Raw genomic sequence first — 24,989 nt, 5'->3', positions numbered from 1 at the left:
AACGTTCGTATTTAAAAGGGTTGTTTGCTATTATAATCCGCAAAAAGTGATTAGTCTATAGGTAAAGACGAATGTCGACAATAGTGATACAAAAATTTACAGTAAATTTACTGTTATTTATGTAATTTATTAGCATTATATGATATATTATGGACAGGAGCCGATTCTACTAAAAATTAACAGAAACGCTCCTCTACTATTAAATCCAGGAGGTGAGTAGAAGCTTTGGGTCAGACACCTTTACTCAGAAAGGAGTAGTCAACTGTTATGGGTAAAAGATTCAAGAAAAGAAGCGTGTTGGTTCTCAGTATTTTGTTAGCGCTTACATCTATGAATTTTGGGACAAGTTCTACCTTGGCTTCTACTTCATCGCCTTCTTCGGCTTCCGATTACAATTATGCGGAGGCTCTGCAAAAATCTATTTATTTCTATGAGGCGCAGCGTTCAGGAGTATTACCGCAGGATAACCGGGTGGAATGGCGCGGGAATTCAGGGCTTCAGGATGGTGCAGACGTAGGTATTGATCTTACGGGCGGTTGGTACGATGCCGGGGATCATGTTAAATTTGGCTTCCCGATGGCCGCCACCGCGACCATGCTCGCCTGGTCGGTGTATGAGTATCGCGAGGGCTATGAAGAAGCGGGTCAGCTAGATGAAATTCTGGATAACATCCGCTGGGCTACGGATTATTTCATCAAAGCCCATACGGCACCGAACGAGCTATGGGGACAGGTAGGCAATGGCACAGCAGACCATAACTGGTGGGGACCGGCAGAGGTTATGCCGATGGCTCGGCCAGCCTACAAGATCGATGCTGCGAATCCGGGCTCCGATCTTGCCGGGGAGACGGCTGCCGCGCTGGCTGCTTCCTCGATTATTTTCAAGGACAGCGATCCAAGCTATTCTGCCTTGCTGCTTCAGCACGCGAAGGAACTGTATCAGTTCGCGGACCAGTACCGGGGCAAATACTCAGATAGCATTACGGATGCCAGAGCCTTCTACCAATCCTGGAGCGGGTATGCCGATGAATTAAGCTGGGCGGCTGTGTGGCTCTATCTGGCTACCGAAGATTCAGATTATTTGGATCAGGCGATTGCGGCTAGTGATGAGTGGGGAACCAATCAGCAGGGCGACTGGGACTATAAGTGGACCCATGCCTGGGATGACAAGCATTATGGAGCCCAACTGCTATTGGCGCGGATTACCAATGATCCTCGCTTTGTCCAATCGACCGAGAAGAGCATGCAGTTCTGGACAACCGGGGTGAGCGGGACTGGCGAACGCGTCAATTACACACCTGGTGGACTGGCTCACCTGGATCAATGGGGTGCGCTAAGATATGCTGCCAATCAGGCATTTCTGGCCTTTGTTTACTCCGATTGGGTCAGTGATCCTGTGAGCAAGCAGACAACTCGTTCATTTGCAGAACAACAAATTTTATATATGCTGGGCGATAATCCGAGACAAAGCAGCTATGTGATCGGCTACGGCAACAATAGCCCACAGCATCCGCATCACCGTACCTCTCACGGCTCCTGGAGCGACAGCCAGAATGAGCCGGCTAACCATCGTCATATTCTCTATGGAGCGTTGGTGGGAGGCCCGTCCGTTACGGATGCCTATACAGACTCCATTAGCGACTATGTCTCCAATGAGGTAGCTACTGATTACAACGGTGGATTTACCGGAGCATTGGCCAAAATGATGCTTCTGCATGGTGAAGGTGATCAGCCGCTGGCTTCGTTCCCGGCACCTGAGGTCCGTGAAGACGAGATGTTTGTTGAGGCTTCGGTCAACGCCAGCGGGAACAATTTCATTGAGATTCGGGCTTTGCTCAACAATCGTTCAGCTTGGCCGGCGCGTGCCAGCAGCGATATGTCCTTCCGCTATTATCTTGACCTGGAGGAAGTAATTGCAGCGGGGTATGGCCCGCAAGATGTAACCGTCACGGCTGGTGGTTACAATCAAGGAGCTACTGTATCGCAGTTGCTGCCCTTTGATGAGGATAACCATATCTATTATACCGAGGTTGATTTTACGGGAACCTCGATTTATCCAGGCGGACAATCCGCATTTCGGAAGGAAGTACAGTTCCGGATTGCAGCTCCGCTGAATACCACCTTCTGGGACAACAGTAATGACTTCTCTTATCAAGGCTTATCCACGATTGGCTCATCGCCAGTCAAGACGCCTTATATTCCGGTGTTTGATGCAGGAGTTCAAGTGTTTGGCGAGCTTCCATCTGTCGGAGGAACTCCAGGCCCGTCCGTACCGGCGGCTCCCCGGGGATTGTCGGCAACGGCGGGAGACGGATTTGTCCAATTGACATGGAATGCGGTAAGTCGTGCGGATGAGTATGTGGTCAAACGTTCACAAACGAGCGGCGGCCCCTATACCGAAGTTGAAGTGACTTCCAGTACATCGTTCACCGATACCGGTCTGACTAACGATGTAACTTACTACTATGTTGTTGCAGCGAGAAATGAGGTAGGCGAAGGCTCTCCTTCGAGCCAGGTCAGTGCCAAGCCGCGAGAGGTTCCTGCTCCGGTGGAAGGTGATCTTGGACTAGAGTATCGCACCAGCGATACCCAGGCCGGAGATAATCAAATTCGGGCGCAATTCCGCATTCAAAATCATGGGGATGAAGCCATCCCCCTCAATCAAGTGAAGCTGCGTTACTATTACACGATTGATGGAGAGCAGGCCCAGCAATTCCATTGTGATTATGCTGCGGTTGGCAGCGGCAATGTGACGGGGACCTTTGTCAGCTTGCCTGTTCCGGCGACCGGTGCTGATCACTACGTCGAAGTTGGCTTCAGCACAGCTGCAGGTACCTTGGCGCCGGGCGCAAGCACAGGCGACATCCAAATTCGCATCAATAAGAGCGATTGGACCAACTACAATGAACTGGATGATTACTCGTACGATGGTAGCAAGCAAAGCTATGCTGCCTGGGACCAAGTAACCCTCTACCAGAACGGCTCTCTAGTGTGGGGAATTGAACCTTAATCTATTTGAGAGGATGATTGCAGTGATACTGTCCAGGGTTTTCAGGAAACCAGCTTCATTCCTGTTATCGACGGCATTGACATTCACACTTATTACAGGAGGAATGTTCGGCTCGGCTACGCAGGCTCAGGCGGCTTCGCCTGAGGAGACTCGCTTTCTGCAGTTGTACACCCAGTTGAAGGACCCAAGCAACGGCTATTTCTCCCAAGAAGGCATACCTTATCATTCTATTGAGACCTTGATCAGTGAAGCACCGGATTATGGACATATGACGACCTCCGAGGCATACAGCTACTGGCTGTGGCTGGAGGTGCTGTATGGGCATTACACGGGAGATTGGGAGCCGCTTGAGTCGGCTTGGGATAACATGGAGAAATACATCATTCCGGTCAATGAAGGCGACGGCAAGGAAGAGCAGCCGACCATGAGCTACTATAATCCGAACAGCCCCGCTACTTATGCTGCGGAATATAGTCAGCCGGACCAATATCCGAGCCAGCTCAGCGGACAATATGCGGCGGGGAGAGACCCGTTAGACGCTGAACTCAAGGCCACGTACGGGAACAATCAGACGTATCTGATGCATTGGCTTGTCGACGTGGACGACTGGTATGAATACGGCAATCTGCTCAATCCAACTCATACGGCTACCTATGTGAATACCTTCCAGCGAGGGGAGCAGGAATCGGTATGGGAAGCCGTGCCGCATCCTTCGCAGGATGACAAGAGCTTTGGCAAGGCAGGAGAGGGCTTCATGTCCCTGTTCACCAAGGAGGCGAATGCTCCGGCAGCTCAATGGCGCTACACCAACGCTACCGATGCTGATGCGCGTGCAATTCAGGCCATCTATTGGGCCAAATCGCTTGGTTATGACAATGAGGTCTATTTTGAAAAAGCCAAAAAAATGGGCGATTATCTGCGCTACGGCATGTATGACAAGTATTTTCAGGAAATCGGCAGCGCTGCAGACGGAAGTCCCTCCGCAGGCAACGGCAAGAACGCCAGCCATTATCTGATGGCCTGGTACACCGCATGGGGCGGGGGCCTTGGCAATACAGGCAATTGGGCATGGCGTATTGGAGCCAGTCACGCGCATCAGGGCTATCAGAACGTGGTTGCCGCATATGCCCTCTCGGATCCTGACAGTGGCTTGATTCCGAATTCCCCAACAGCCGGTCAGGACTGGGCGACTTCACTCTCACGCCAGTTGGAATTCTATACGTGGTTGCAGTCTAACGAAGGAGCGATTGCCGGCGGAGCGACCAACAGCTATGATGGAGCCTACAAAGCTTATCCAGCCGGGACAAGCACCTTCTATGGCATGGCTTATGACGATGCGCCAGTATATCATGATCCTCCATCCAACAACTGGTTCGGTATGCAGGCCTGGGGTGTAGAACGTATTGCGGAGCTTTATTATATCCTGGCATCCGGTGGAGATACCACCTCGGAGAACTTCCAGATGGCCAAGCAAATCACGGAGAATTGGGTGGACTGGTCGATGGATTACGTCTTCACTGACAGCCGCCCCGTAACCGATAGCGATGGCTACTATCTGGATCAGCAAGGGAATCGCGTACTGGGGGGAGACGATCCGCAAATCGCTAACGTCTCGGCTCCGGGTGAATTCTGGATTCCTAGCAATCTGGAATGGTCCGGTAAGCCGGACAACTGGAATGGATTTAGCAATCACACCGGTAACGCTGATCTTCGTGTCGTCACGAAGAATCCAGGTCAAGATACCGGCGTGCTTGGCAGTTATATCAAGGCGCTTACCTTCTACGCAGCAGCTACCAAGGCTGAAGAGGGCAACTTCACAGCGCTTGGATCGCAGGCGGAAGGTCTGGCCAAGTCCTTGCTGGATACGGCATGGAACTACAATGACGGCATCGGCATTGTCACGACCGAAGAACGTGGCGATTACAACCGTTACTTCACGAAGGAGATTTATTTCCCTGATGGTTGGACGGGGACATTTGGTCAAGGGAATACCATTCCAGGCAACGCCACCGTACCATCCGATCCATCGAAAGGCGGCAATGGTGTCTATGCCAGCTACACGGACGTTCGTCCGAACATTGTCAATGATTCGCAGTGGGCATATCTGTTGGACAAATATACGAACTCATGGAATCCGCAAACCCAAACCTGGGACGACGGAGCTCCTGAATTCGTCTACCACCGCTTCTGGTCTCAAGTGGACATGGCCACAGCCTATGCTGAATATGCCCGCTTGATCCAAGGTGGAGGCGGAGGTCCCGTGGAGCCAGTGGCTCCCAAAGCTCCAGCCAATTTGAAGGCCGTCTCCGGGGATGCCCAGGTTGAACTGACTTGGAGCAAGTCGTCAGGGGCGGAAGAATATACAGTCAAGCGTGCCGAGGTGAGCGGCGGAGCCTACAGCCCAATCGCTACAGTAAGTACCAACGCCTACACGGACCTTGACGTAGTGAATGATACCACCTATTACTATGTGGTTAGCGCCTCTAATGCAGTAGGGAGCAGCCCGGATTCGGCCGAAGTCAGTGCCACGCCGAACTCCAAGCCAATTCCGACCGGCGAATTGAAGGTCCAGTACCGTACGGACGATACGGGAGAGAACGATAACCAGATTCGGGCACAATTCAAGGTGGTGAACAACGGAACCGAGACTGTATCGCTGAGTGATGTGAAGGTACGCTATTACTATACGATTGATGGGGACACCTCTCAGCAGTTCAATGTCGACTATGCAGTCTTGGGCAGCGGGAATGTAAGTGGCAGCTTCGTCAAGCTGGAGCCTGCGTTACCGGGAGCAGACTACTATTTTGAAATAGCCTTTGCTCCAAATGCCGGGACTCTGGCACCGGGGCAAGATTCCGGGGAGATCCAGATTCGCATCAATAAGTCGGATTGGTCCAATTATGCGGAAGCGGATGACTATTCGCGCGATGCGTCAAAGACCTCTTATGCAGATTGGGACAAGGTGACGGCTTATCTTGGCAGTAGCCTGGTGTGGGGCATAGAGCCCTAACCCATAGGTAGTAACGCTAGCACCTATTTAAGATAATAACAACGGCAGGTCCTAAAGCCGCATGTCACTATGCGCCGGGGCCTGCCGTTGCTTGTGTTTTTATTTGGACTGCCCGCTCAAATGGATATCTTCTAAACCCTGAGCAAGCCCCGGAAGCCTCTAGCCCCGTAGTAAGAATCTGCGCCATTATGATAAAGGAAGACTTGGCCGTAGCGGTAGTCTCCGAAGACGGCGCCACCGAGCTTGCGAATGTCATCAGGGGTTCTTAACCAGCTTGATGTTTTGGCATCAAACGGTCCGACCTGCTGCAGTTCCCGGTACTGCTTCTCATTTAACAGCTCAATACCGATTTCGGCAGCCATCTGCATGGCACTGTTTTCAGGTTTATTCTGCTTTCTGGCATTCAGCGCGTCGTGGTCATAGCATACGCTGCGACGGCCCTTTGGACTTTCGGCCGAGCAGTCGCAGTAGATATATTCACCTGATGCCTCATCGTAACCAATGACATCCGGTTCACCACCGGTATTTTCCATTTCATAAATGACTCGCAATTTATCGGAATTAGCCTCAAGCTTGGCCTGCACGGCCGACCAGTCCAGATCCGTGTGCCGCTTTATGTTGCTCTCAAACCGGGACTTTAACAGGCCCAGCAGCTCCGCAGTTTGCTCTGTAGATAATGCATCCTTCTTATTGGCCAATGTGAGTCCTCCTTTTGTGCTTCAAGCGATGGGTTCTTTAGCTCTGCTTGATAGAAGTTTACCCAAAAAACAGCACCTGTACAATCCCTGCTCCTCGGGTTGCCTATTGACAGCTTGAGATGAGATAATTATATTATAGACAGACAGTCGGTCGGTGAGATGGAAGAAGCATATATATAGGGCAAGGGGGACATCCGATGAGAGTTTCCAAAGAAGCAGAGGTTCGCAAGAACGAAATTTTAGATGCGGCGGATCAGTTGTTTGGGCAGAAGGGCTTTGATGGCACGAGCACCAATGATATTTTGCAGCAGGTTGGCATTGCACGGGGAACGCTGTACTATCATTTCAAATCCAAGGAGGATATTATGGACGCCCTGATCGAGCGATATAACCATCGTCTCTTTAGCGCGGCAAGGGAAGTTGCCTCCGATCAGAGTGTTGCCGTGTATGAGCGTATTACCCGTGTTGTTCTGGCGCTTAATTTAAGCGGCCCCAGCGACGAGCAGATTATGGAGCATATTCACAAGCCGCAAAATGCTCTGATGCACCAGAAAATACAGAAGGCCATTCTTCAGGGCCTTACCCCGATCCTGGCCGATCTCATCCGGGAGGGGATTCAGCAAGGGCTGTTCCGTACTCCTTTTCCTTATGAATGCATGGAGATGGTGGTGGCCTATGCCAACACTATCTTCGATGAGGATATGGTGGAGATGAACGAGGAAGAACGAGCTACGCGTGTTCAGGCGCTGGTGTTCAACCTGGAACGGCTGCTTGGTGCTGACAGCGGCAGCCTGGCCAACTTTGTGATGCGGATGTTCGAGAACGAAAGCGGTGGCTCATGATTTACCGAATGATTCAGAGCGATGTAATGAGGAGCAAATTCATCACGGTGACCACCACGATTTTCGTCGCTGTCGCTGCTATGCTGGTGTCGCTTGCGGCAATTTTGGCCGTTCATCTCTCCGGTGCCATCGATACGCTGATGACACAGGCGAAGACGCCCCATTTCCTGCAGATGCACTCGGGATCGTTGGATGTTGGGCGAATTACGACGTTTGCCGAGCAGAACAGCCAGGTGGATGAATTTCAGGTGCTGGAATTTCTGAACATGGAGGGTGCGCGGATTGTGATAGATGGCAAGTCGCTTGCCGGCAGCGTTCAGGACAACGGCTTTGTCACGCAGAGCAGCCAATTTGATTATCTGCTTGATTTGGAGGGGAGAATCATTCAGGCTGCGGACGGTGAGGTTTATGTTCCGATTGCTTATATGAAGGATGGAACGGCTGCACTCGGCGACCGAGTCGAGGTGTCGGGGAAGGTGTTCACCGTTGCCGGATTCCTGCGCGATTCACAGATGAATGCGATGTTGGCTTCCTCCAAGCGCTTCCTGATCAGTGCCAATGATTATGCAGCCATACAGAGGGACGGAAGTGTGGAATACTTGATTGAATTCAGATTAAAGGACTTGTCGGAGCTTGGGGCCTTTGAAGCAACCTATGCCTCAGCCGGGCTGGAAGCAGGCGGTCCTATGATTACCTATCCGTTATTCAGAATGCTCAATGCCATGTCCGATGGCTTGATGATTGCCGTTATTGTTCTGGTCAGCGCCTTGGTGACGGCAATTGCATTGATGTGTATCCGGTTCACGTTGCTCGCCAAGATGGAGGAAGATGTTCGGGAGATTGGAGTGATGAAGGCCATCGGCTTGCGCTTATCGGATATCAAGAATATGTATCTGGCTAAGTACGCCGCGATTGCGATTTCAGGCAGCCTGCTAGGGTACCTTCTCTCACTTATGTTCCAAGGCATGCTGCTGAAGAATATTCGGCTTTATATGGGGGACAGCGGAAATTCAATGTGGGCAGTTCTGGTCGGAATCATCGGTATTGTATGCCTGGTACTGGCTATCATCGCCTTTGTGAACGGGGTATTGCGACGCTTCCGAAGCATCTCCCCCGCAGCAGCCTTGCGCTTTGGTGCAGCAGCCTCCTCCTCCGGTGCGAAGGCGTTTAGCTTAAGTCGCAACAGATTACTTGGCACCAATGCATTCCTCGGAATTCAGGACGTATTCTCCAGAAAGAGGCTCTATGCCACTATGCTGTCCGTCCTTATTCTCTCTGCCTTTATCGTTCTTGTGCCGCAAAATCTGCACCATACCATCTCTTCGGAGGGATTTGCCACATATATGGGGATTGGGAACAGTGATCTGCGAATTGATATTCAGCAGAACGAGGATATTGCCGAACGAGCGGAGCAGATTGCCAAGATGTTAGACGAGGACAGTTCCATTGCCAGATACGTGGTGCTAACCACTCAAAGCTTCCAGGTTAGACGGGATGACGGGGCTGCGGAAATGCTGAAAATCGAGCTTGGCGATCATTCGGTATTTCCTGTTCAGTATGCAGAGGGGAGAGCGCCTGCCTCCGCGGATGAAATCGCGTTATCTGTGATTAACGGGAGCGAGCTGGGGAAGCGGGTTGGCGATGTGCTTAGCCTGGTTATCCAGGGACAGGAGCGGCAACTGACGGTCTCCGGGATTTATTCGGATGTTACCAATGGGGGCAAGACGGCCAAGGCCATGTTCATTGCACCATCAGTGGATATCATGTGGAGCGTTATCGGAGTGGAGTTGCAGGACCCGTCATTGACGAATGCCAAGGTGGCTGAACTGACAAAAAAATTCAGTGATGTGAAGATCTCAGGCCTAGCTGAATATATGAATCAGACCTTCGGTTCCACGGTCAACTCGATTGGCATGGCTGCACGAATTGCGATAGTGGTGGCGATAGTCATCATGGTGCTGGTCACCTTGCTATTCATGCGTATGCTGGTCCTGAAGGATCGGTATGCTATCGCTGTTCTGAAAGCCATCGGCTTTACGAACTCGGATATTGGTCTGCAATATGTTTGGCGTTCAGTCTGCGTACTGGTGCTTGGGCTGGTGGCGGGAACGCTTCTGGCTAATACCGTGGGTGAGGGACTGGCGGGGGCAGTGGTCTCTTCGCTGGGCGTCTCTTCCTTCACCTTCGAGATTGACCCCTTGTCAGCGTATCTGCTTTGTCCGCTTATGATGGCTGGCACCGTCCTTGCAGCGACGCTGATCGGCACGTCGGGAGCCGGAAAAATTCAAATATCGGATCATATAAAGGAGTAGACATGCACATGATTACAGGTCATGATATGATCAAAGCCTTTGGCGCAGGCGAGGAACGACGCCGTGTTCTGGATGGCGTATCGGTAGAGATCGGCGAAGGCGAGTTCGTGGCGGTGATGGGACCTTCCGGCTCCGGTAAGTCGACTTTATTGTTTGCACTTAGCGGCATGGATTATCTGGACAGCGGGACGGTATCCTTTGCCGGCAGGGACTTATCTGCTCTGGATAGCGAAGAGCTTGCCAGCCTGCGTAGAACACAGATGGGATTTGTATTTCAGCAGGCTACTCTGCTGAAGAATCTGAATTTAATAGACAATATTATTTTGCCTGGTATTCGTGAGAATCGGAAAAATGCAGCATCTATCATCGCCAGAGCGAAAATGCTGATGAGCAAGACGGGCATTGCGGAACTGGAGAAGCGTGATATAACCCAGGTATCCGGTGGTCAGCTTCAGCGGGCGGGCATCTGTCGTGCCCTGCTTGGGAGCCCCAAGGTCATTTTTGGTGACGAGCCCACCGGAGCGCTGAACTCCAGATCGGCCGAAGAGATCATGGACATCTTCACTGATATCCATGCGGAGGGCACAACGGTGATGCTGGTTACGCACGATGCCCAGGTAGCGGCGCGAACGCAGCGTATCCTGTTCATGCGTGACGGCAGCATTGTAAGTGAGATGCGTCTATCGAAATACGAAGGTCATAGTATGGACGATAGAATAGGAGCCGTTACGGCGAAGCTGCGTGAAATCGGAATATGATAGGAGAAGGAAAGAAGCCTCATGAGAATGATTATTTCACCTGCCAAGAAGATGAATACCGATACGGATATTCTGGATTATCGTAAACTGCCGGGGTGGCTGGCCGAGACAGAGCAACTGCTGCAACAACTTCAAGGGATGTCTTATGATGAGCTCAAGTCCCTCTGGAAATGTAATGATGCTATTGCACAGTTAAACGAAGAACGGATTCGGCAAATGCAGCTAACGGAAAGGTTGACCCCGGCGATTTATTCCTATGAAGGTATTCAATATCAATATATGTCACCCGGCGTGTTCAGTAAGCAGGAGCTTGATTATCTGGAGGAGCATCTGCGTATTTTATCAGGATTTTACGGATTACTACGACCGTTTGATGGTGTTGTACCCTATCGACTGGAGATGCAGGCCAAGCTCGCTGGGCCGGGATTCCGCTCTCTCTATGAATTTTGGGGCCGAAGGCTGGCTGATGCGTTGTTCTCCGAGACCGATTGCATCGTTAATCTGGCTTCCAAGGAATATAGCAAGTGCATTACCCCCTACTTGGAAGACAACATTAGCTTCGTGACCTGTGTGTTCGGCCAGCTTGTTGGCGACAAGGTCGTCGAGAAGGGAGCGCTGGTCAAGATGGCCCGGGGGGAAATGGTTCGCTACATGACCGAACGTCAGATTGCATCTCTTGAAGAGATCAAGCACTTCGACCGGATGGAGTTTAAGTATAATAATACGTTGTCCGATGAGCATACTTATGTCTTTATTCAATAATATACAGTCATGCCCCCCTCGCTGAAGGCGAGGGGGGGGTTCGGCTGGACGGCAGAAAGCGAAAATGAGCGATAAGTTGGGTGCATTTTGTTCCCGTGCCTGAGAGAGGAGATTTTTATGAGAATCTTTGATGCTCATTTCCATATTATTGATTTTGATTTTCCAATCCAGGAGAACCAAGGATACACGCCCCCCAGCTATGTGGTGGAAGATTATAAGCATGAGACTGAGGCCTTGAATGTATTAGGCGGAGCCATCGTGTCCGGTTCGTTCCAGGCATTTGACCAAGCTTATTTATTGAAGGCGCTCCAGCAGATGGGTCCCACATTTTGTGGCGTTACCCAGTTGCCTTATACGACTACCGATGAAGAAATTATCAGGTTGGATCAAGCTGGGGTCAGAGCCTTACGTTTCAATATCAAAAGAGGTGGATCAGAGGATTTAAGCCACCTGAACAATTTGGCCAGGAGGGTCTACGATCTGGTGGGATGGCATAGCGAGCTTTATATAGATGCGAGAGAACTATCCGAAGTAGCAGCAACCCTTGAACGCTTACCTGCGGTATCCATTGATGATTTGGGCTTATCGGAAGAGGGATTGCCTTATTTATTAAAGTTAGTGGATAAAGGCGTCCGAGTGAAAGCCACGGGCTTTGGACGTGTGGAGTTAGATATTGAGCAAGCATTACGCTCGATCTACCATGTCAATCCTGATGCTCTTATGTTTGGAACAGATTTGCCGTCTACCCGGGCGAGAAGGCCTTTTGAAGTGGCGGATATTGCATTGATCCAGCAGTTATTTGATGAGCAGGCAGCCGATAAGATTTTGTTCACCAATGCTATGAATTGGTATTTTAAATAAGCTTGTCCTGTGTAATCAAGAGGGTACCCTACAGCAACGAAAAAATCGTGCTTGGGGTACCCTTTCTGCATGAGTTCATTTCGAGGTATGATATTAGGCAAAAGGTAAATAGGCTCCTTCAACTTCAACCTTTCGATCATTTCCGGTCGTCCGGTATTTGACATCAATCCAGGCGCCTTGCTGGAACTTCGGAATGTCGATAACCGAGATAAAGGTTCTGACCGTCGCGGGGAAGCTCTGACCACTTGGCTCTGTCACCATCAGGTCCAGTTCGATGCCTGGTCGGTCATCCATGGTTGAGGAGGTCTGCCTGACCGATTGGATCAGGGCCTTGGCTTGAATGCCTTCCACCAGAATATCCCTGCGGGTGTGCAAGGTTTCCCGTTGCTGGCGAAGTCTCATGAAGACGAAGAGGAATGTCAGGGAACTGGTGATCAGCGCTACAACAATCCACAAAATAATCAAGACTGTGCTGGTCATGGTAACCTCCTAAATGGAATATAGAGAATATTTCATTACCTATTTTCTTGTAATTTTCTCAGTAACACAAGCGACCAAGCAAAATAGATGAACCCAGAGAGGAGAACTCACATGAATACGACACTTAAAGCGCTAGAGGATGCTTACTATATGGCTATAAGTCTCAAAATAAACCGTGAAGACAGAAAAGACTTCCAGCAAAATTTCCAGAAACAATTGGTCCAGGAACTGAATTTTCACTTCAATAATATGGTTATTGGAGAGGTGGAGATTTATAGTCATCGGTTCGCCGCAGAGAAGCATGGGGATTTCCAGAAATGGGATTACCTTGTGCTGATTCCTGTGCATCAGATGGAGCAGGCGGACTCCGTATTTACTGAGTTGAGCAAGAGCCAGCTTTTCTCCCAATACGAGACGGTTCGAACGGAATTGCTTGTTACCACTCCCAACAGCACGTATCCAATCCCAGGGGAAAAAGCGCAAAAAAGAAAAATTTCTCCTTTTTACGCCGTTGAATATGTGGACGTGCACTCGCCTTACTTGGACGAATTTCGCGATATCATGGTGACCAATAATGGTCCGGCCATGCGCTATATTATGGAAAATGTGGGTTGGTGTCATTATTTTCTGGCTTTGGAGACGATCAAAGTATATGCTCACCATTCCGACTATCCAACTTGGAACCAAATACATGTCATTGGTTTATATCCCGATGCTTTAATCCGTTATAAGAAAGATTTCTCCAAAGGCCTGGCATTGGCGAACCAGATTACGTTTGATGACAACTTTGAACGTTTAAAGAAGATTAGGACGATGTTGTACAAATCCTTAGGTGGAAAAGTATCTAATTGCGCTAAATAAGTGTCCCCGAAAATTTTTGTTGACAAAGTTCTACAAAGTTTTTATATTCAAAACATACTAAACCACTTGGATAAAATGATTTAACGCAGCTCAGAGACAAAAATTTTCAACATGTGAAGGGGACAGAAGGATATGGCAAAGAAATGGTTCAGTCTCGTCTTGGTAATTACCGTGGTTTCATTGCTTGCCGCTTGCGGAAATGGTGCGGGCAAGAATGGTACGACAAATAATACCGGGGGAAATACAGCGGCTAATACAAGCGCAGCAGATAGCTACCCGGAGAAAAATATTGAATTTATCGTTCCGTTCAGTGCAGGCGGGGTCTCGGATATCCTAACACGCAGCTTTGTTGAAGCCGCTACGGGCATTATTGATACAACCATTACCGTCAAGAACGTTAACGGTGGTTCCGGTACTGTCGGCAACTACGAGTTGGTTCGGGCGAAGCCGGATGGATACACATGGTTGTGGGCTGCGACAGGTCACCTGTCCTCAGCGCTTCATATTACACCGGCTGAATACACCATGGAGGATTACACGATCGTTAACAAAATCGGGGATATGGTTGGGATCATCGTCGTTCCTAAGAATTCTCCGTTCCAAACGTTGGAAGATCTTATTAACCACGCCAAGGCTAATTCGGGTGAACTAACGATTGGTAACCCGGGTGAAGCTACCGTGGTGGCGATGCTGGCCTATTTGCTAGAGGATCGTACCGAAGCGACATTCCAACACGTTCCATTCCAGGGTAGCGGCGAATTGCTGCCAGCCGTTCTCGGTGGACATGTGGACGCAGGGATCATGAATGTGCCAGAGGTAGCTTCCCAAGTATCAGCCGGAGAGCTTCGCGCACTGGCTGTGTTGAGTGAGAACCGTGTCGATCAACTGCCTGACGTACCCACTATTTCTGAAGCTGGTGTAGATGGAGTCAGCGGTGGCGCAGGTCACTTTATCGTCATTCCGAACAATGTAGATCCAGCCATCGTAGCGAAGATCGACGAGTTGACCAAGAAGGTATACGAGTCGGATAAATTTAAGGAGCTTATGGCGCAGGCAGGCTACCAATTGGGCTACAAGAACGCAGAGGACTCACGTGCTGAGGTTGAAGCTTGGTATCAAGCCACTGGCGAAATCTATGAGAAGTTAGGAAAAACTAAATAATGAGCCGTCCTGTTTTCCTCGCCCGTATCCTGACTGCCTTCTTGATGCTGGGAGCAGGAATCGTTACACGAATTCAAACAGCCGGCTTGCCCTTTGGGACTCTCAAACGAATAGGGTCGGGATTTTTCCCGACGCTATTCGGCAATTTAATGATCATATTAAGCCTATGTATGCTAGTTTCGTTATTTGTGGCCTATCGCCGCGGGCAAGTCAATCAAGTGGAGACAGAAGATATCATTACTAGCCTCAAGGGGTTCGGCGTGTTTCTGGCCATCCTTATCGGCTTTATCCTGATCAATCATTTTGCTGGCTTTGTTATTGCCTCTCTGGTGGCTGTATTCGCGGCAGGCTTTGCGCTCGGGTTAAAGGGTTGGCGCTTGTGGGTGCTAACGGCAGCAACGACCCTGGTGATCTGGCTGGTGTTCGATCTTTGGCTGATGTTATCATTGCCATCCGGAATATGGTTCTCTTAACCTCACAGCAACTGCGATTGGAAGGAGCAGCAACATGTCAGAACAAATTATAGAAGGTATATTAGCCGCCTTCACCTTCAAGCACTTGCTTATCTGCTTGCTGGGTGTCGCCTTGGGAACGTTGGTTGGCGTATTACCGGGGCTCGGACCTGTGGGTGCTATCTCCATGCTTTTGCCGATTACATTCTCCATGGAGCCCTTGGCGGCATTGATTCTTATTGCGGGTATTTATTTCGGCGGGATGTACGGCGGATCGACCACCTCGATCCTGGTGAATGTCCCGGGAGAAGCAGCCTCGGTGGTCACGACCCTGGACGGGTACAAGATGACACAGAAGGGCCGGGCGGGTGCCGCTTTATCCATCGCAGCAATCGGATCGTTCGTGGCGGGTACAATTGGCGTTATCCTCTTAACCTTTATGGCCCCACCCTTGGCGCGAATGGCCTTGAAGTTCGGGCCCCCGGAATACTTCGCCATCGTCCTTGTCGGCCTGCTGGTCTTGTCCCGGATGACCGACAAATCTTTGATTCGCAGTTACTTGCTAATCGCTTGCGGTATCGTCATCTCCGTGATCGGTATTGATCCGGTCAGTGGTGGCCTACGATTGACGTTTGGCTTGCCATCTCTGTTCGATGGGCTCGATTTTATCCCTGTTATTATGGGGCTGTACGGCTTAAGTGAGGTTCTGTCCGCTTGGGAGAACAACGATACGAAGCCGGTCAAGGCAGATTTGTCGTTTAGAAAATTGCTTCCCACCAAAAATGAATTCAAGCGAAGTACGGGACCGATGGTTCGCGGGGGTCTGCTGGGCTTCATTATGGGCTTGATTCCTGGCCCGGCCAGTATTCTTAGTACCTATGCTTCCTACGGTTTGGAGAAGAGGCTCTCCAAGCATCCCGAGGAATTCGGTGAAGGCGCAATTGAAGGAGTAGCTGGACCGGAGTCGGCCAACAACGGCGCAAGTACGGGGGCCCTGGTTCCCTTGCTGTCGCTAGGGGTTCCGTTCTCTCCGCTGCCAGCTATCCTGCTGAGTGCCTTTATGATTCAAGGGATCACGCCGGGGCCGATGATGATTCAGGATCATCCCACGATCTTCTGGGCGCTTATTGCCAGCATGTATATCGGGAATGTGATGCTGCTGATTCTTAATCTGCCTATGGTTGGTCTCTTCGCCAAGATTGCTCACCTGCGCTCTGCGGTGCTAATGCCTATCGTGCTGATCTTTTGTATCGTGGGTGCCTTCTCGGTGAGAAGCAGCATGGCCGACGTAGTCATCATGGTCATCTTTGGTGCTTTGGGTTATCTGCTTCGCAAGGCGAAGATGGAACCATCTCCGTTGGTGCTGGGTGTAATGCTCGGTCCAACGCTGGAAAATTCGTTCAACCAATCCACTCTGATCTTCAAGGGTGATCTGACCATGTTCCTGACACGTCCGATTTCCGGGACGTTGTTGATTTTGGGAATTCTGGTCACGATATGGCCGCTAATTATGAAGCTGGTTCGCATGCTCACTTCAAAAAACAAGCACACAGCAGCTAAAGAATAGAGGGCTCGCGATATGAAAAAGGTAGAGACCGTATATGATGTCATCGTAATAGGCAGCGGGGGCGCCGGGCTGAAAGCAGCCTTGGCCTCTGCCGAGAAGGGGGCCAAGGTGCTCGTCTTGACCAAGGGCGAGCCTCAGCGTTCGGGCGGAACCTTGTCCGCGCATTACTCCTTCTGTGCGGTCCCTCCTGTCTCCTCTGCCGGAGATACCCCGGAACAATTTGCAGAAGATATCATTCGTTCAAGCGAGGGCATCAGTGACCCGTCGCTTGTTCGTGTATTAACGGAGCAAGCGTATGATGCGATAGCCTATGCGGAAGCCTTGGGTGTCAAGTTCGACCGCACTGAGGAGGGTGACGAGCATCACCTGGGCTGGTTGGCCGGGCATACGCATGCCAGAGCGTTCCATGCAGGCAATGTGGTCGGCCGTGACCTGACCAGAGTGCTGATGCGGCGGCTCACCAAGCAACAGGTCGATATCCAGGCATTTACCCAGGTGCTTCAATTGCACGTGGACCAAGGCCTGTATAAAGGCCTGTTTGCTTATCATCTGCCAACGGATGAACTGCGCTATTACACTTCCAAGTCCGTTATTATCGCGACCGGTGGCGGCTCGCAGCTCTACGAATTAAATACAAATCCGGTCGAGGCTACCGGCGATGGGTATAGTCTGGCGTTGCAAGCCGGTCTTGAGCTGGTGGACATGGAGTTTGTCCAGTTCTATCCTACGGTGTTGGTAGCTCCGAAGGGAACGCGAGGCCTGATGTTCAATTCAGGCATCGTCATTCCCCGCGGCGCAACGATCAAGAATGCGGGTGGCGAAGACGTATGGGAGCGGAATGAGGCAGGCGACCTCAAGCAAGCTACCCGGGATACGATGTCCCGGGTGATGGCCGCTGAGATTGCGGCGGGCTACGGAACGGAGCAGGGCGGCTTGATCGTCGATGCCTCTGCCGTGGACGATAGCGATCTGCCGCAGTTGCAGCAGCAGCTCTTAACAGACCTGGGGGTAGACGGTGCCTCCAAGCGGTATGAGGTGGCCCCCGGGGCCCACTACTTCATGGGCGGCATCCGCATCAATCCCCGGGCAGGGACCTCCGTCTCCGGCATCTTCGCCGCCGGAGAATGCACAGGCGGTCTGCATGGCGCCAACCGGCTGGCCGGAAATGCGCTGTCGGAGAATCAAGTCTTCGGCGCTATCGCCGGATATGAAGCGGCCGAATATGCGCTAAGCCAGCAGGGGAGCGGGCCGCTGAGTCCCAAGGCGAAGATAGCGGGTCAAGGTGACGGAAGTGATGTTGATCAGAGTGAAAGAAGCATCGTGCAGCAGTATGAGGGAAGTTTGGCCGCAGCATTTAGTCAATTTCAGGCTCGTTGGGGGTTTGTATTTGACCAACCGCAGACGGCAATTGGTAGTAAAGTCAGAAGTGCTGACGGCGAAGGTAACGAGGGCCGAAGCGATGATGATGAAGGCGCGAGTGGTAACGATGAAGGCGGACGCGGTAATAGTGAAGGTGGAAGCGGACGCGGTAATAGCCAAGTTCATGAAGACGGAGCTCATGTTGGTGACAAGCCTATCCACAAGCAGAGTCATAAAGAGGGCAATATTGCGGCCTGGACGAAGCAACTCAAGAGCCTGATGCAGCGTGATGTAGGCGTCAATCGCTCGGAGGAGCGACTTCGCTTGGCTTTTGAGCAATGTGAGGAGATCGAGGCGGCTTTGTGCAGCCAATTTGCGGTGACGCATCCAAGCTTGCCGTATAATCGCGAGCGAATGAAGGCCATCGAGCTCCGGCATATGCTGCTGGTGGCCAAGGCGGTCATCTATGGCGCGCTGGAGCGGCGCGAGAGCAGAGGCGCCCACAACCGGGCCGATGCTCCCGGCAAGCAGCCTGAATACCAAGCGAGCATCGTGGTGACCTTCACCAGCGATTCCCCTCGCCCGTGGTCACACACATTGATTCCACGAGAGATAGAGTGACTTTACAGGGAACGCGTAAGCATGGAGCATGATAAGAAAAAGCACAACACTTAATTAAGTAACAAGAACACGGAACAGTTAATGAGCGACATAACAAGTACCAGCATAAGTAGGACAAATAAGTCGCAGTAACACATCACAGTAACAAGTAGAACAAATAAGTAACAAGTAGAACAAATAAGTAACAAGTAACAAGTAACAGTAACAAGTACAAGAAGTAACAGAACTCAGTAGACGAAACAAGTAACTAGTAGCAAGCAGCAGAAACTAGTGTAATCAGAAAACACTAATTAGTAACAAGGAACAGGAAAGCACACAAAAGCTCCTGACTTGAAGAGTAATCTGCAACCGGGATTAGAACTTAGGGTGGTTTGGAGCAGGCAATTCATACTCCACTTATAATCTACTCTACTCAAACTCTACTGGCGGCTGTTATCTTAAGGTTTTCCAGTAAAGCTGGGCTTTGTGAAGGAATTAGTAGGAAAAACTCCTGCTAATTCGCGGGATATTGGCAAAATAACGCATTTATATGGAATTGCTCCTGCTAATTATGGCAATTTTGCTGCCTGGTAGCTGAAATGGACAAATTAGATGGAGGATTTCCCGTTAATTAGTTGAAAAGGGCTAGAATCGGGGAATTAGCGGGAGAATTTCCCGCTAATCTATCTTATGAGAGTAGCCGACACAAGTCGAACTACTCGAACAGGAACAGGGGATGAAGGCATGCCGGAAGTAAGGCCAACAACCAAACGACTGTATGTCGAGAGAAGAGAACATGCTGAGGCAGAGCCCTATACGGCCTGCTATGACATTCCCTATGAGGAAGGCATGACCCATATGGACGCTTTGCGTTTCATCGCGGATGAGGTGGACCCGAGCTTTGCCTTCTATGAGCATAGCTGCAAGCGAGGCTTTTGCGGGGCGTGTCTGATTCAGGTGGATGGCAAAAAGTTGTTAAGCTGCCGGTCGCTCCTGCCTTCTGATCGGGAAGAGCAGGTCATCAAGCCCGCGCTGAAAGTAGACAAGGATTATTACCCACGAGTGGATAAATAGATTTAGAGGGATACAGAGAATTGAGATATACCAAGAAAGGAAGGATTCAACATGAGCAGAAGCGAGTGGTTGAAGCAAGAGGCGGCCAAGCACACTGAAGCCTGGTCAGCCATACGGCGCGAGTTGCATCAATATCCAGAACTCTCGAATGAGGAGTTCGAAACAACGAAGAAAATCCGGAGCTGGCTGGAGCAGGCGGGGGTAACCTTGCTGCCTTTTCCGCTGCCAACAGGTGTGCTTGCCGAGATTAAGGGTGACAAGCCGGGGCCGGTTATCATGCTTCGCGCGGATATTGATGCTTTGCCTATTTTTGAGGAAGCGGATGTCGATTACAAATCCAAGGTGGACGGCAAAATGCATGCATGTGGTCATGATTTTCACACCACATCGATGATTGGCGCAGCTACCTTGCTACAAGCCAGACGTGAGGATATCGCGGGCACGATACGCATTTTGTTCCAGCCTGCGGAGGAAATTGCCGTCGGTGCCAAGGCGGTTATTGAAGCCAAAGTGCTGGATGGCGTACAGGCAATCTTTGGGATGCATAACAAGCCGGAGCTGCCGGTAGGAACGATTGGCTTGAAGCCTGGACCGCTGATGGCTTCTGTGGACCGTTTCGAGATTGAGGTGTACGGAAAAGGTGGCCATGCCGGGATTCCCAATGCAACGGTGGACCCTATTGTGGTCAGCTCCGCAATTGTCTCGGCTTTGCAGACGGTGATCAGCCGCAACGCCAGCCCGCGTCATTCTGCTGTGGTCAGCGTGACCCGACTGGAGTCCGGTACGACCTGGAATGTAATCCCGGATACGGCTCAGATGGAAGGGACAGTTCGTACCTTTGAACCGGAAGCGAGAGCGGCGATCCCTGAGCAGATGCGCCGGGTGGTGGAGCAAGTAGCTGCTGGATTCGGAGCAACTGCGAAGCTGATTTGGCACGGTATGCTCTCTGCGGTGCAGAATGATGCGGCAATGGTAGAGATTGTGGCCGAGGCGGCGGCCTTGCAGCAGCTAACTGTGGTTGAAGCCGAGCCAACGATGGGTGGCGAGGACTTTGCTTTGTACCAGGAGCTGATTCCCGGTAACTTCCTCTGGATGGGAACTAGCGGTACGGAGCAGTGGCATCATCCCAAGTTCACGCTGAATGAGGGAGCGATTGAGGTGAGTGCGGCTTTGTTTGCGGAGACGGCTCTGCTGGCGCTGGAAAAGTTGGCGTAAAGGCTAGCTGATCGAAAGAAGCAAAGTAGTCATGGGAAGCAAACTAGTCAAGGGCGCAAAGTAATCAAAGGAAGCAAAGTAGCTATGAAGAAATCAATTTGCTGGAAGATGTGTAGCTAGACTATGGCATATCGCAAGCGGCGCGAGACTCAGCAGAAGGAGGCGGGAGAATGGCTCATCAAGCGGACGTGGAAGGATGGACACGGCAAGTCGCTGAATTTGCCGCTAACACTCCTATTTCATGGACAAGCGGGCTTAAGGATAAAATCTACGACGGGATTACGGACTGGTTAGCTTCGACTTTGGCTGCCAGACAGGACCCTATGGCAGAGCAGCTTTTGCGCTCACTAGGTTATACGGTCTTGGATGCATCCCTCCAGCCATTCCCTTGTACGGTTATCGGCCGGAGCGAACGGGTTTCGGCGTTGGATGCGGCCTTGATCAACGGCTACTTGGCCCATGCGCTTGATTATGATGATGCGCATGAGGATGTGAGGGGCCATCCCAGCGCGGTCCTGCTCTCCGCCTTGATGGCGGAAGCCGAGCAGTGGGCCAGCCCCGGCTTGGCCCTCATGGAAGGCTACCTCATCGGTATGGAGACGATGTGCCAGCTTGGACGCTTGTTGGGCGCTGCCCATTATGAGCAGGGCTGGCACACCACCTCCACCGCGGGAGGGATCAGCGCCGCGGTCGCCGTCGGGCGCATGCGCGGGCTGACCACAAGGCAGCTACAGCACGCCATCGGGCTGGCCGCGACGCAGGCGGGCGGCCTACGCGCCCACTTTGGCACCCCGGTCAAGCCGCTGCATGCGGGATTGGCTGCGCGAGCCGGAGTGCTCGCAGCCAGAATGGCCGCGGAGGGCGTGGAAGGTGCCGAGGAAGTGCTGCAGGGCAAGCAAGGCTTCCTGCATATGTATCGCCACGGCCGGGAAGGCGAAGTGCTTGACACCGCTGGATGGGGCAAGCCTTGGCGGCTGGAGGCCCCGGGCCTGTGGTTCAAGAAGTCCCCATGCTGCTCGGCTTCTTACCATGCCATCGATGCAGCGAATACCCTCTGGGAGCAGCATCGTTATGCTCCAGGTGATATTCAAAGCGTCAAGCTGATTTATCCGCCGGGCGGGGATGCCGCTTTAGTCATCCGCGAGCCCCGGAACGGGATGGAAGGCCGCTTTAGCGCTGAGTATATTGCCGCTCTGAAGCTGACGCGCCCGGAGCTGTCTCTGCAAGATTTTGAAGAACAGCCTATAGATGAAGCCATATTACAGTTAATCGGACGATCTCATCGGGAGTATCGTTCCGATATCCAGGTATACCCCGAGGCCATGCCAAAGGGGAGGTTCACCATCGTTGAGGTGACGAAGCGGGACGGGACAATGGCTTCGGCCCGCTGCGACGTACCCAATGGTTCCCCAGGCAAGCCGCTGGCACCTGAGGAAATTGCCTACAAGTTCAGACTTGCAGCAGAGGGAACCTTTCAAAACGTGAATGAAGCATTCCAGCGAGTGCGGCAGCTTGATGAGCTTGAGCAAGTAGCTGATTTATGGGTTGGCGCACAACGACTACAATAGGGGAGGAACTACAATTATGCCATCACATGTCATTGATATGATCATGATGCAGAACAATTTTGGAACAGCAGAAATGCGCGAGGTGTGGAACGATGAGAGCCGCTTGCAGAAGCATCTGGACGTGGAAGCAGCCTTGGCTTTGGCTGAAGCGGAGGTGGGCCTGATTCCTGCCGAAGCAGCTCGTGCTATTGCCAATGCCGCTAAGGTGGAGAACATGGACATTCAGGCTATCGCTAACGAAGTATTGAAGGTGAAGCATTCCCTGATTCCAACCATCAAGCGCCTGCAAGAGCTGGCAGGTCCCGAGCATGGCGAGTGGGTCCACTATGGGGCAACAACTCAGGATATCGTCGATACAGGCTTCATGTTGCAGTTGAAGGAAGCCCATCATATTTTAGTACGGGATACCAAGGCAGTAGCAGTCGAGTTGGCCAAACTAGCCGAAACCTACAAGAGTACGCCGATCGCTGGACGCTCGCATGGGATGCAAGGATTGCCGACGACTTTTGGTTTTAAAATGGCTGTTGTGCTGGATGAAATCATTCGTCACCTGGACCGGTTGAAGGAAGCCGAAGCCAGAGTGTTTACGGGTGTGATTGGCGGGGGCGTGGGGACGCATGCTTCCTTCGGCGAGCAGGGACCGGAGATCGAGCGGAGAACGATGGACAAGCTTGGCCTGAACACGGCGAATATTTGCTGGCATTCGTCCCGTGACCGCTCGGCGGAATATGCGGGAACCGTCGGCATGATCTCAGCCACCTTAGGCAAGCTGGCAAATGAATTCTACAACTTGATGCGTACGGAAATCGATGAGCTGGAAGAGCCGTTCACATCGGGGAAAATTGGCTCGACCACCATGCCGCATAAGCGAAATCCTGCTGCACTCGAAGGCGTAGCCAGTCTGGTTAAGCCGGTTCGCTACAATGTAGCTCTGGCACAGGAGTGTATGATCGTGGAACACGAACGCGATGCCATGTCCTGGCGCGGTGAATGGGTGGCTATTCCGGAGAACTGCATTTATGTGTCAGCGCAACTCGCTTCTATGAAAAACATATTAGCAGGCTTGATTGTGAAGCCGGACCATATGCTGCGCAACCTGAATGCGCTTGGCGGCTTGCTGCTGTCCGAACGTGTGATGTTCGTGCTGGCTGGTCCACTTGGCAAGCAAACGGCTCATGAAGTGGTATATGAATTATGTATGGAGAGCGTAGAGAAGGAGATCCCGTTCCGCGATGTGTTGATGAGCGATGAGCGGGTGACTGCCGTCTTTACAAGAGAGCAACTGGAAGAGGTCATGGACCCGTCCACCTATCTGGGGAGCGCTCCACAAACCGTCGAACGCGTACTCGTTGCAGCAAGACAAACAGGCTATCTAACGGAGGATGCGCAATGAACATACAATGGGATCACTTAATCGCGGAGCCCGGCCAATCGGTTAGCGGCTATGTTAAGGTAGGAGAATTGTCCAATTGGGCAACGGTAGAAATGCCGGTCATGATTGTCAATGGTGTGGAGGAAGGTCCGGTGCTTTGGCTCAACGGTGCCATTCATGGTGATGAGTTGAACGGTCCCATGGCTATTCGGGAGGTCTTCCCTCAGCTCGATCCGGCCAAGCTCAAAGGAGCTGTCATTGCTACGCCGGTCTCCAACCCTTACGCCTGGCAAGCCCGGCGGAAGAACACGCCACAGGACGAGCTTGATATGGACATGCAATTTCCGGGCAACCCGAAGGGAACCTTATCTCAGCGCTTGCCGTACTATCTTTTTGAGAAAATTAAGACTTACGCGACGCATCTGATTGATTTCCATTCCTTGGGGACGCCTTATGATGCCTTGCCTTATACCGTCTATAAAAAAGTACCAAACGATCAAGTCGGGGCTAGCGAGCAAGGGGAGCGGATGGCGCGTGCCTTTGGTGGCTCCGTACATTGCTGTGTGGATCTGAATGGCAACTTGAATGAGTTGCCGGGCAACGTAGCTGGTTTTCTGGATGTTCAGTGCCTGATGCATGGCATTCCGGCCTTTATGACGGAGCTTGGATCAGGTGGCCAGATTCAGCAGGATATGGTGGACTATGGCCAGCGGGGGATTTGGGCCGTGTTGCATGAGCTTGGTATGTGGGCGGAGGCGCCTGAGCCGCCGGTGCATACGCAGACCAAAACGTTGACGAAGCGCAAATTCATTTACGCGGATCGAGGCGGGTTGGTGGTTCAGCAAGCGCCAAGCGGCAGTATTGTACGAAAAGGTGAGCGGATCTGCTCTATCATTGACATGTTCTCGGTGGTGCAAGAGGTACTGGCCGAAGAAGACACCTATATTATCGCCAGTCGCAAGAATCCGCCGGTAGACGCCGGGGACCGGGTTGCCTTTGTTGGCGTGGAATGGAGAGAGGACCAGTAA

At 51.7% G+C, this 24,989-nt stretch carries 19 protein-coding genes; 17 read left to right on the top strand and 2 right to left on the bottom strand.

Features of this window, described 5'->3' with window-relative positions; genetic code table 11:
• Window positions 1–267 precede the first annotated feature (267 nt).
• The gene (locus AC1VOR_RS18315; protein ID WP_482619916.1) at window positions 268–3,009 is read left to right on the top strand and encodes a glycoside hydrolase family 9 protein; all 2,742 of its coding nucleotides are present in this window, start codon (window positions 268–270) and stop codon (window positions 3,007–3,009) included.
• A gap of 13 nt (window positions 3,010–3,022) precedes the next feature.
• Window positions 3,023–6,019, top strand: a complete 2,997-nt coding sequence (locus AC1VOR_RS18310; RefSeq protein WP_482619914.1) for a glycoside hydrolase family 48 protein — start codon at window positions 3,023–3,025, stop codon at window positions 6,017–6,019.
• 131 nt (window positions 6,020–6,150) lie between these two features.
• Here the strand turns inward: AC1VOR_RS18310 and AC1VOR_RS18305 are convergent, their stop codons facing one another.
• On the bottom strand, window positions 6,151–6,717 hold the full coding sequence (locus AC1VOR_RS18305) for a DUF4256 domain-containing protein (RefSeq protein WP_482619912.1): 567 nt from the start codon (window positions 6,715–6,717) through the stop codon (window positions 6,151–6,153).
• A gap of 197 nt (window positions 6,718–6,914) precedes the next feature.
• Here AC1VOR_RS18305 and AC1VOR_RS18300 point away from each other — a divergent pair, with 197 nt between their 5' ends.
• From AC1VOR_RS18300 to AC1VOR_RS18280, 5 genes are all read left to right on the top strand, one after another.
• Window positions 6,915–7,559: a TetR/AcrR family transcriptional regulator gene (locus tag AC1VOR_RS18300; protein WP_482619910.1), complete on the top strand. Its 645-nt coding sequence runs from the start codon at window positions 6,915–6,917 to the stop codon at window positions 7,557–7,559.
• Window positions 7,556–9,871, top strand: coding sequence for an ABC transporter permease (locus tag AC1VOR_RS18295; protein WP_482619908.1), 2,316 nt, complete (start codon window positions 7,556–7,558; stop codon window positions 9,869–9,871). Before AC1VOR_RS18300 ends, AC1VOR_RS18295 begins: the two co-directional genes overlap by 4 nt.
• 8 nt (window positions 9,872–9,879) lie before the next feature.
• Entirely contained in the window at window positions 9,880–10,629 is a 750-nt protein-coding gene (locus AC1VOR_RS18290) for an ABC transporter ATP-binding protein (RefSeq protein ID WP_482619906.1), read from the top strand.
• A 21-nt stretch (window positions 10,630–10,650) separates the two neighbouring features.
• Complete coding sequence (gene yaaA / locus AC1VOR_RS18285; RefSeq protein ID WP_482619904.1) at window positions 10,651–11,391, top strand: peroxide stress protein YaaA; 741 nt, start codon at window positions 10,651–10,653, stop codon at window positions 11,389–11,391.
• 117 nt (window positions 11,392–11,508) lie between these two features.
• Window positions 11,509–12,252, top strand: coding sequence for an amidohydrolase family protein (locus AC1VOR_RS18280; protein ID WP_482619902.1), 744 nt, complete (start codon window positions 11,509–11,511; stop codon window positions 12,250–12,252).
• 93 nt (window positions 12,253–12,345) lie between these two features.
• Here the strand turns inward: AC1VOR_RS18280 and AC1VOR_RS18275 are convergent, their stop codons facing one another.
• Window positions 12,346–12,732, bottom strand: a complete 387-nt coding sequence (locus AC1VOR_RS18275) for a hypothetical protein (protein ID WP_482619900.1) — start codon at window positions 12,730–12,732, stop codon at window positions 12,346–12,348.
• 111 nt (window positions 12,733–12,843) lie between these two features.
• Here AC1VOR_RS18275 and AC1VOR_RS18270 point away from each other — a divergent pair, with 111 nt between their 5' ends.
• From AC1VOR_RS18270 to AC1VOR_RS18225, 10 genes are all read left to right on the top strand, one after another.
• Entirely contained in the window at window positions 12,844–13,593 is a 750-nt protein-coding gene (locus AC1VOR_RS18270) for a hypothetical protein (RefSeq protein ID WP_482619898.1), read from the top strand.
• 132 nt (window positions 13,594–13,725) lie between these two features.
• Window positions 13,726–14,754 (top strand): tripartite tricarboxylate transporter substrate binding protein, encoded by a 1,029-nt coding sequence (locus tag AC1VOR_RS18265; RefSeq protein WP_482619896.1) that lies wholly within the window; start codon window positions 13,726–13,728, stop codon window positions 14,752–14,754.
• Window positions 14,754–15,227, top strand: a complete 474-nt coding sequence (locus AC1VOR_RS18260; protein ID WP_482619895.1) for a tripartite tricarboxylate transporter TctB family protein — start codon at window positions 14,754–14,756, stop codon at window positions 15,225–15,227. The genes AC1VOR_RS18265 and AC1VOR_RS18260 overlap by 1 nt, the downstream gene beginning before the upstream one ends.
• A 34-nt stretch (window positions 15,228–15,261) precedes the next feature.
• On the top strand, window positions 15,262–16,773 hold the full coding sequence (locus AC1VOR_RS18255; protein WP_482619893.1) for a tripartite tricarboxylate transporter permease: 1,512 nt from the start codon (window positions 15,262–15,264) through the stop codon (window positions 16,771–16,773).
• Window positions 16,774–16,785: 12 nt separating this feature from the next.
• A complete protein-coding gene (locus AC1VOR_RS18250) occupies window positions 16,786–18,753 on the top strand; it encodes an FAD-dependent oxidoreductase (RefSeq protein ID WP_482619891.1) in 1,968 nt (655 codons plus the stop codon).
• A 723-nt stretch (window positions 18,754–19,476) separates the two neighbouring features.
• Window positions 19,477–19,806: a 2Fe-2S iron-sulfur cluster-binding protein gene (locus tag AC1VOR_RS18245; RefSeq protein WP_482619890.1), complete on the top strand. Its 330-nt coding sequence runs from the start codon at window positions 19,477–19,479 to the stop codon at window positions 19,804–19,806.
• Between the two features lie 51 nt (window positions 19,807–19,857).
• The gene (locus AC1VOR_RS18240; RefSeq protein WP_482619888.1) at window positions 19,858–21,021 is read left to right on the top strand and encodes an amidohydrolase; all 1,164 of its coding nucleotides are present in this window, start codon (window positions 19,858–19,860) and stop codon (window positions 21,019–21,021) included.
• A 170-nt stretch (window positions 21,022–21,191) separates the two neighbouring features.
• On the top strand, window positions 21,192–22,589 hold the full coding sequence (locus AC1VOR_RS18235) for an MmgE/PrpD family protein (RefSeq protein ID WP_482619886.1): 1,398 nt from the start codon (window positions 21,192–21,194) through the stop codon (window positions 22,587–22,589).
• 16 nt (window positions 22,590–22,605) lie between these two features.
• Entirely contained in the window at window positions 22,606–23,982 is a 1,377-nt protein-coding gene (purB, locus tag AC1VOR_RS18230) for an adenylosuccinate lyase (protein ID WP_482619884.1), read from the top strand.
• Window positions 23,979–24,989 carry a M14 family metallopeptidase gene (locus AC1VOR_RS18225; RefSeq protein WP_482619883.1) on the top strand — a complete coding sequence of 337 codons (1,011 nt, stop codon included), beginning with the start codon at window positions 23,979–23,981 and terminating at the stop codon, window positions 24,987–24,989. Before purB ends, AC1VOR_RS18225 begins: the two co-directional genes overlap by 4 nt.

This window comes from Paenibacillus sp. 1SOY10, from assembly GCF_056836745.1.
The sequence above is the reverse complement of the archived record's forward strand: the minus strand, read 5'-3'. Positions and strand labels throughout refer to the sequence as shown.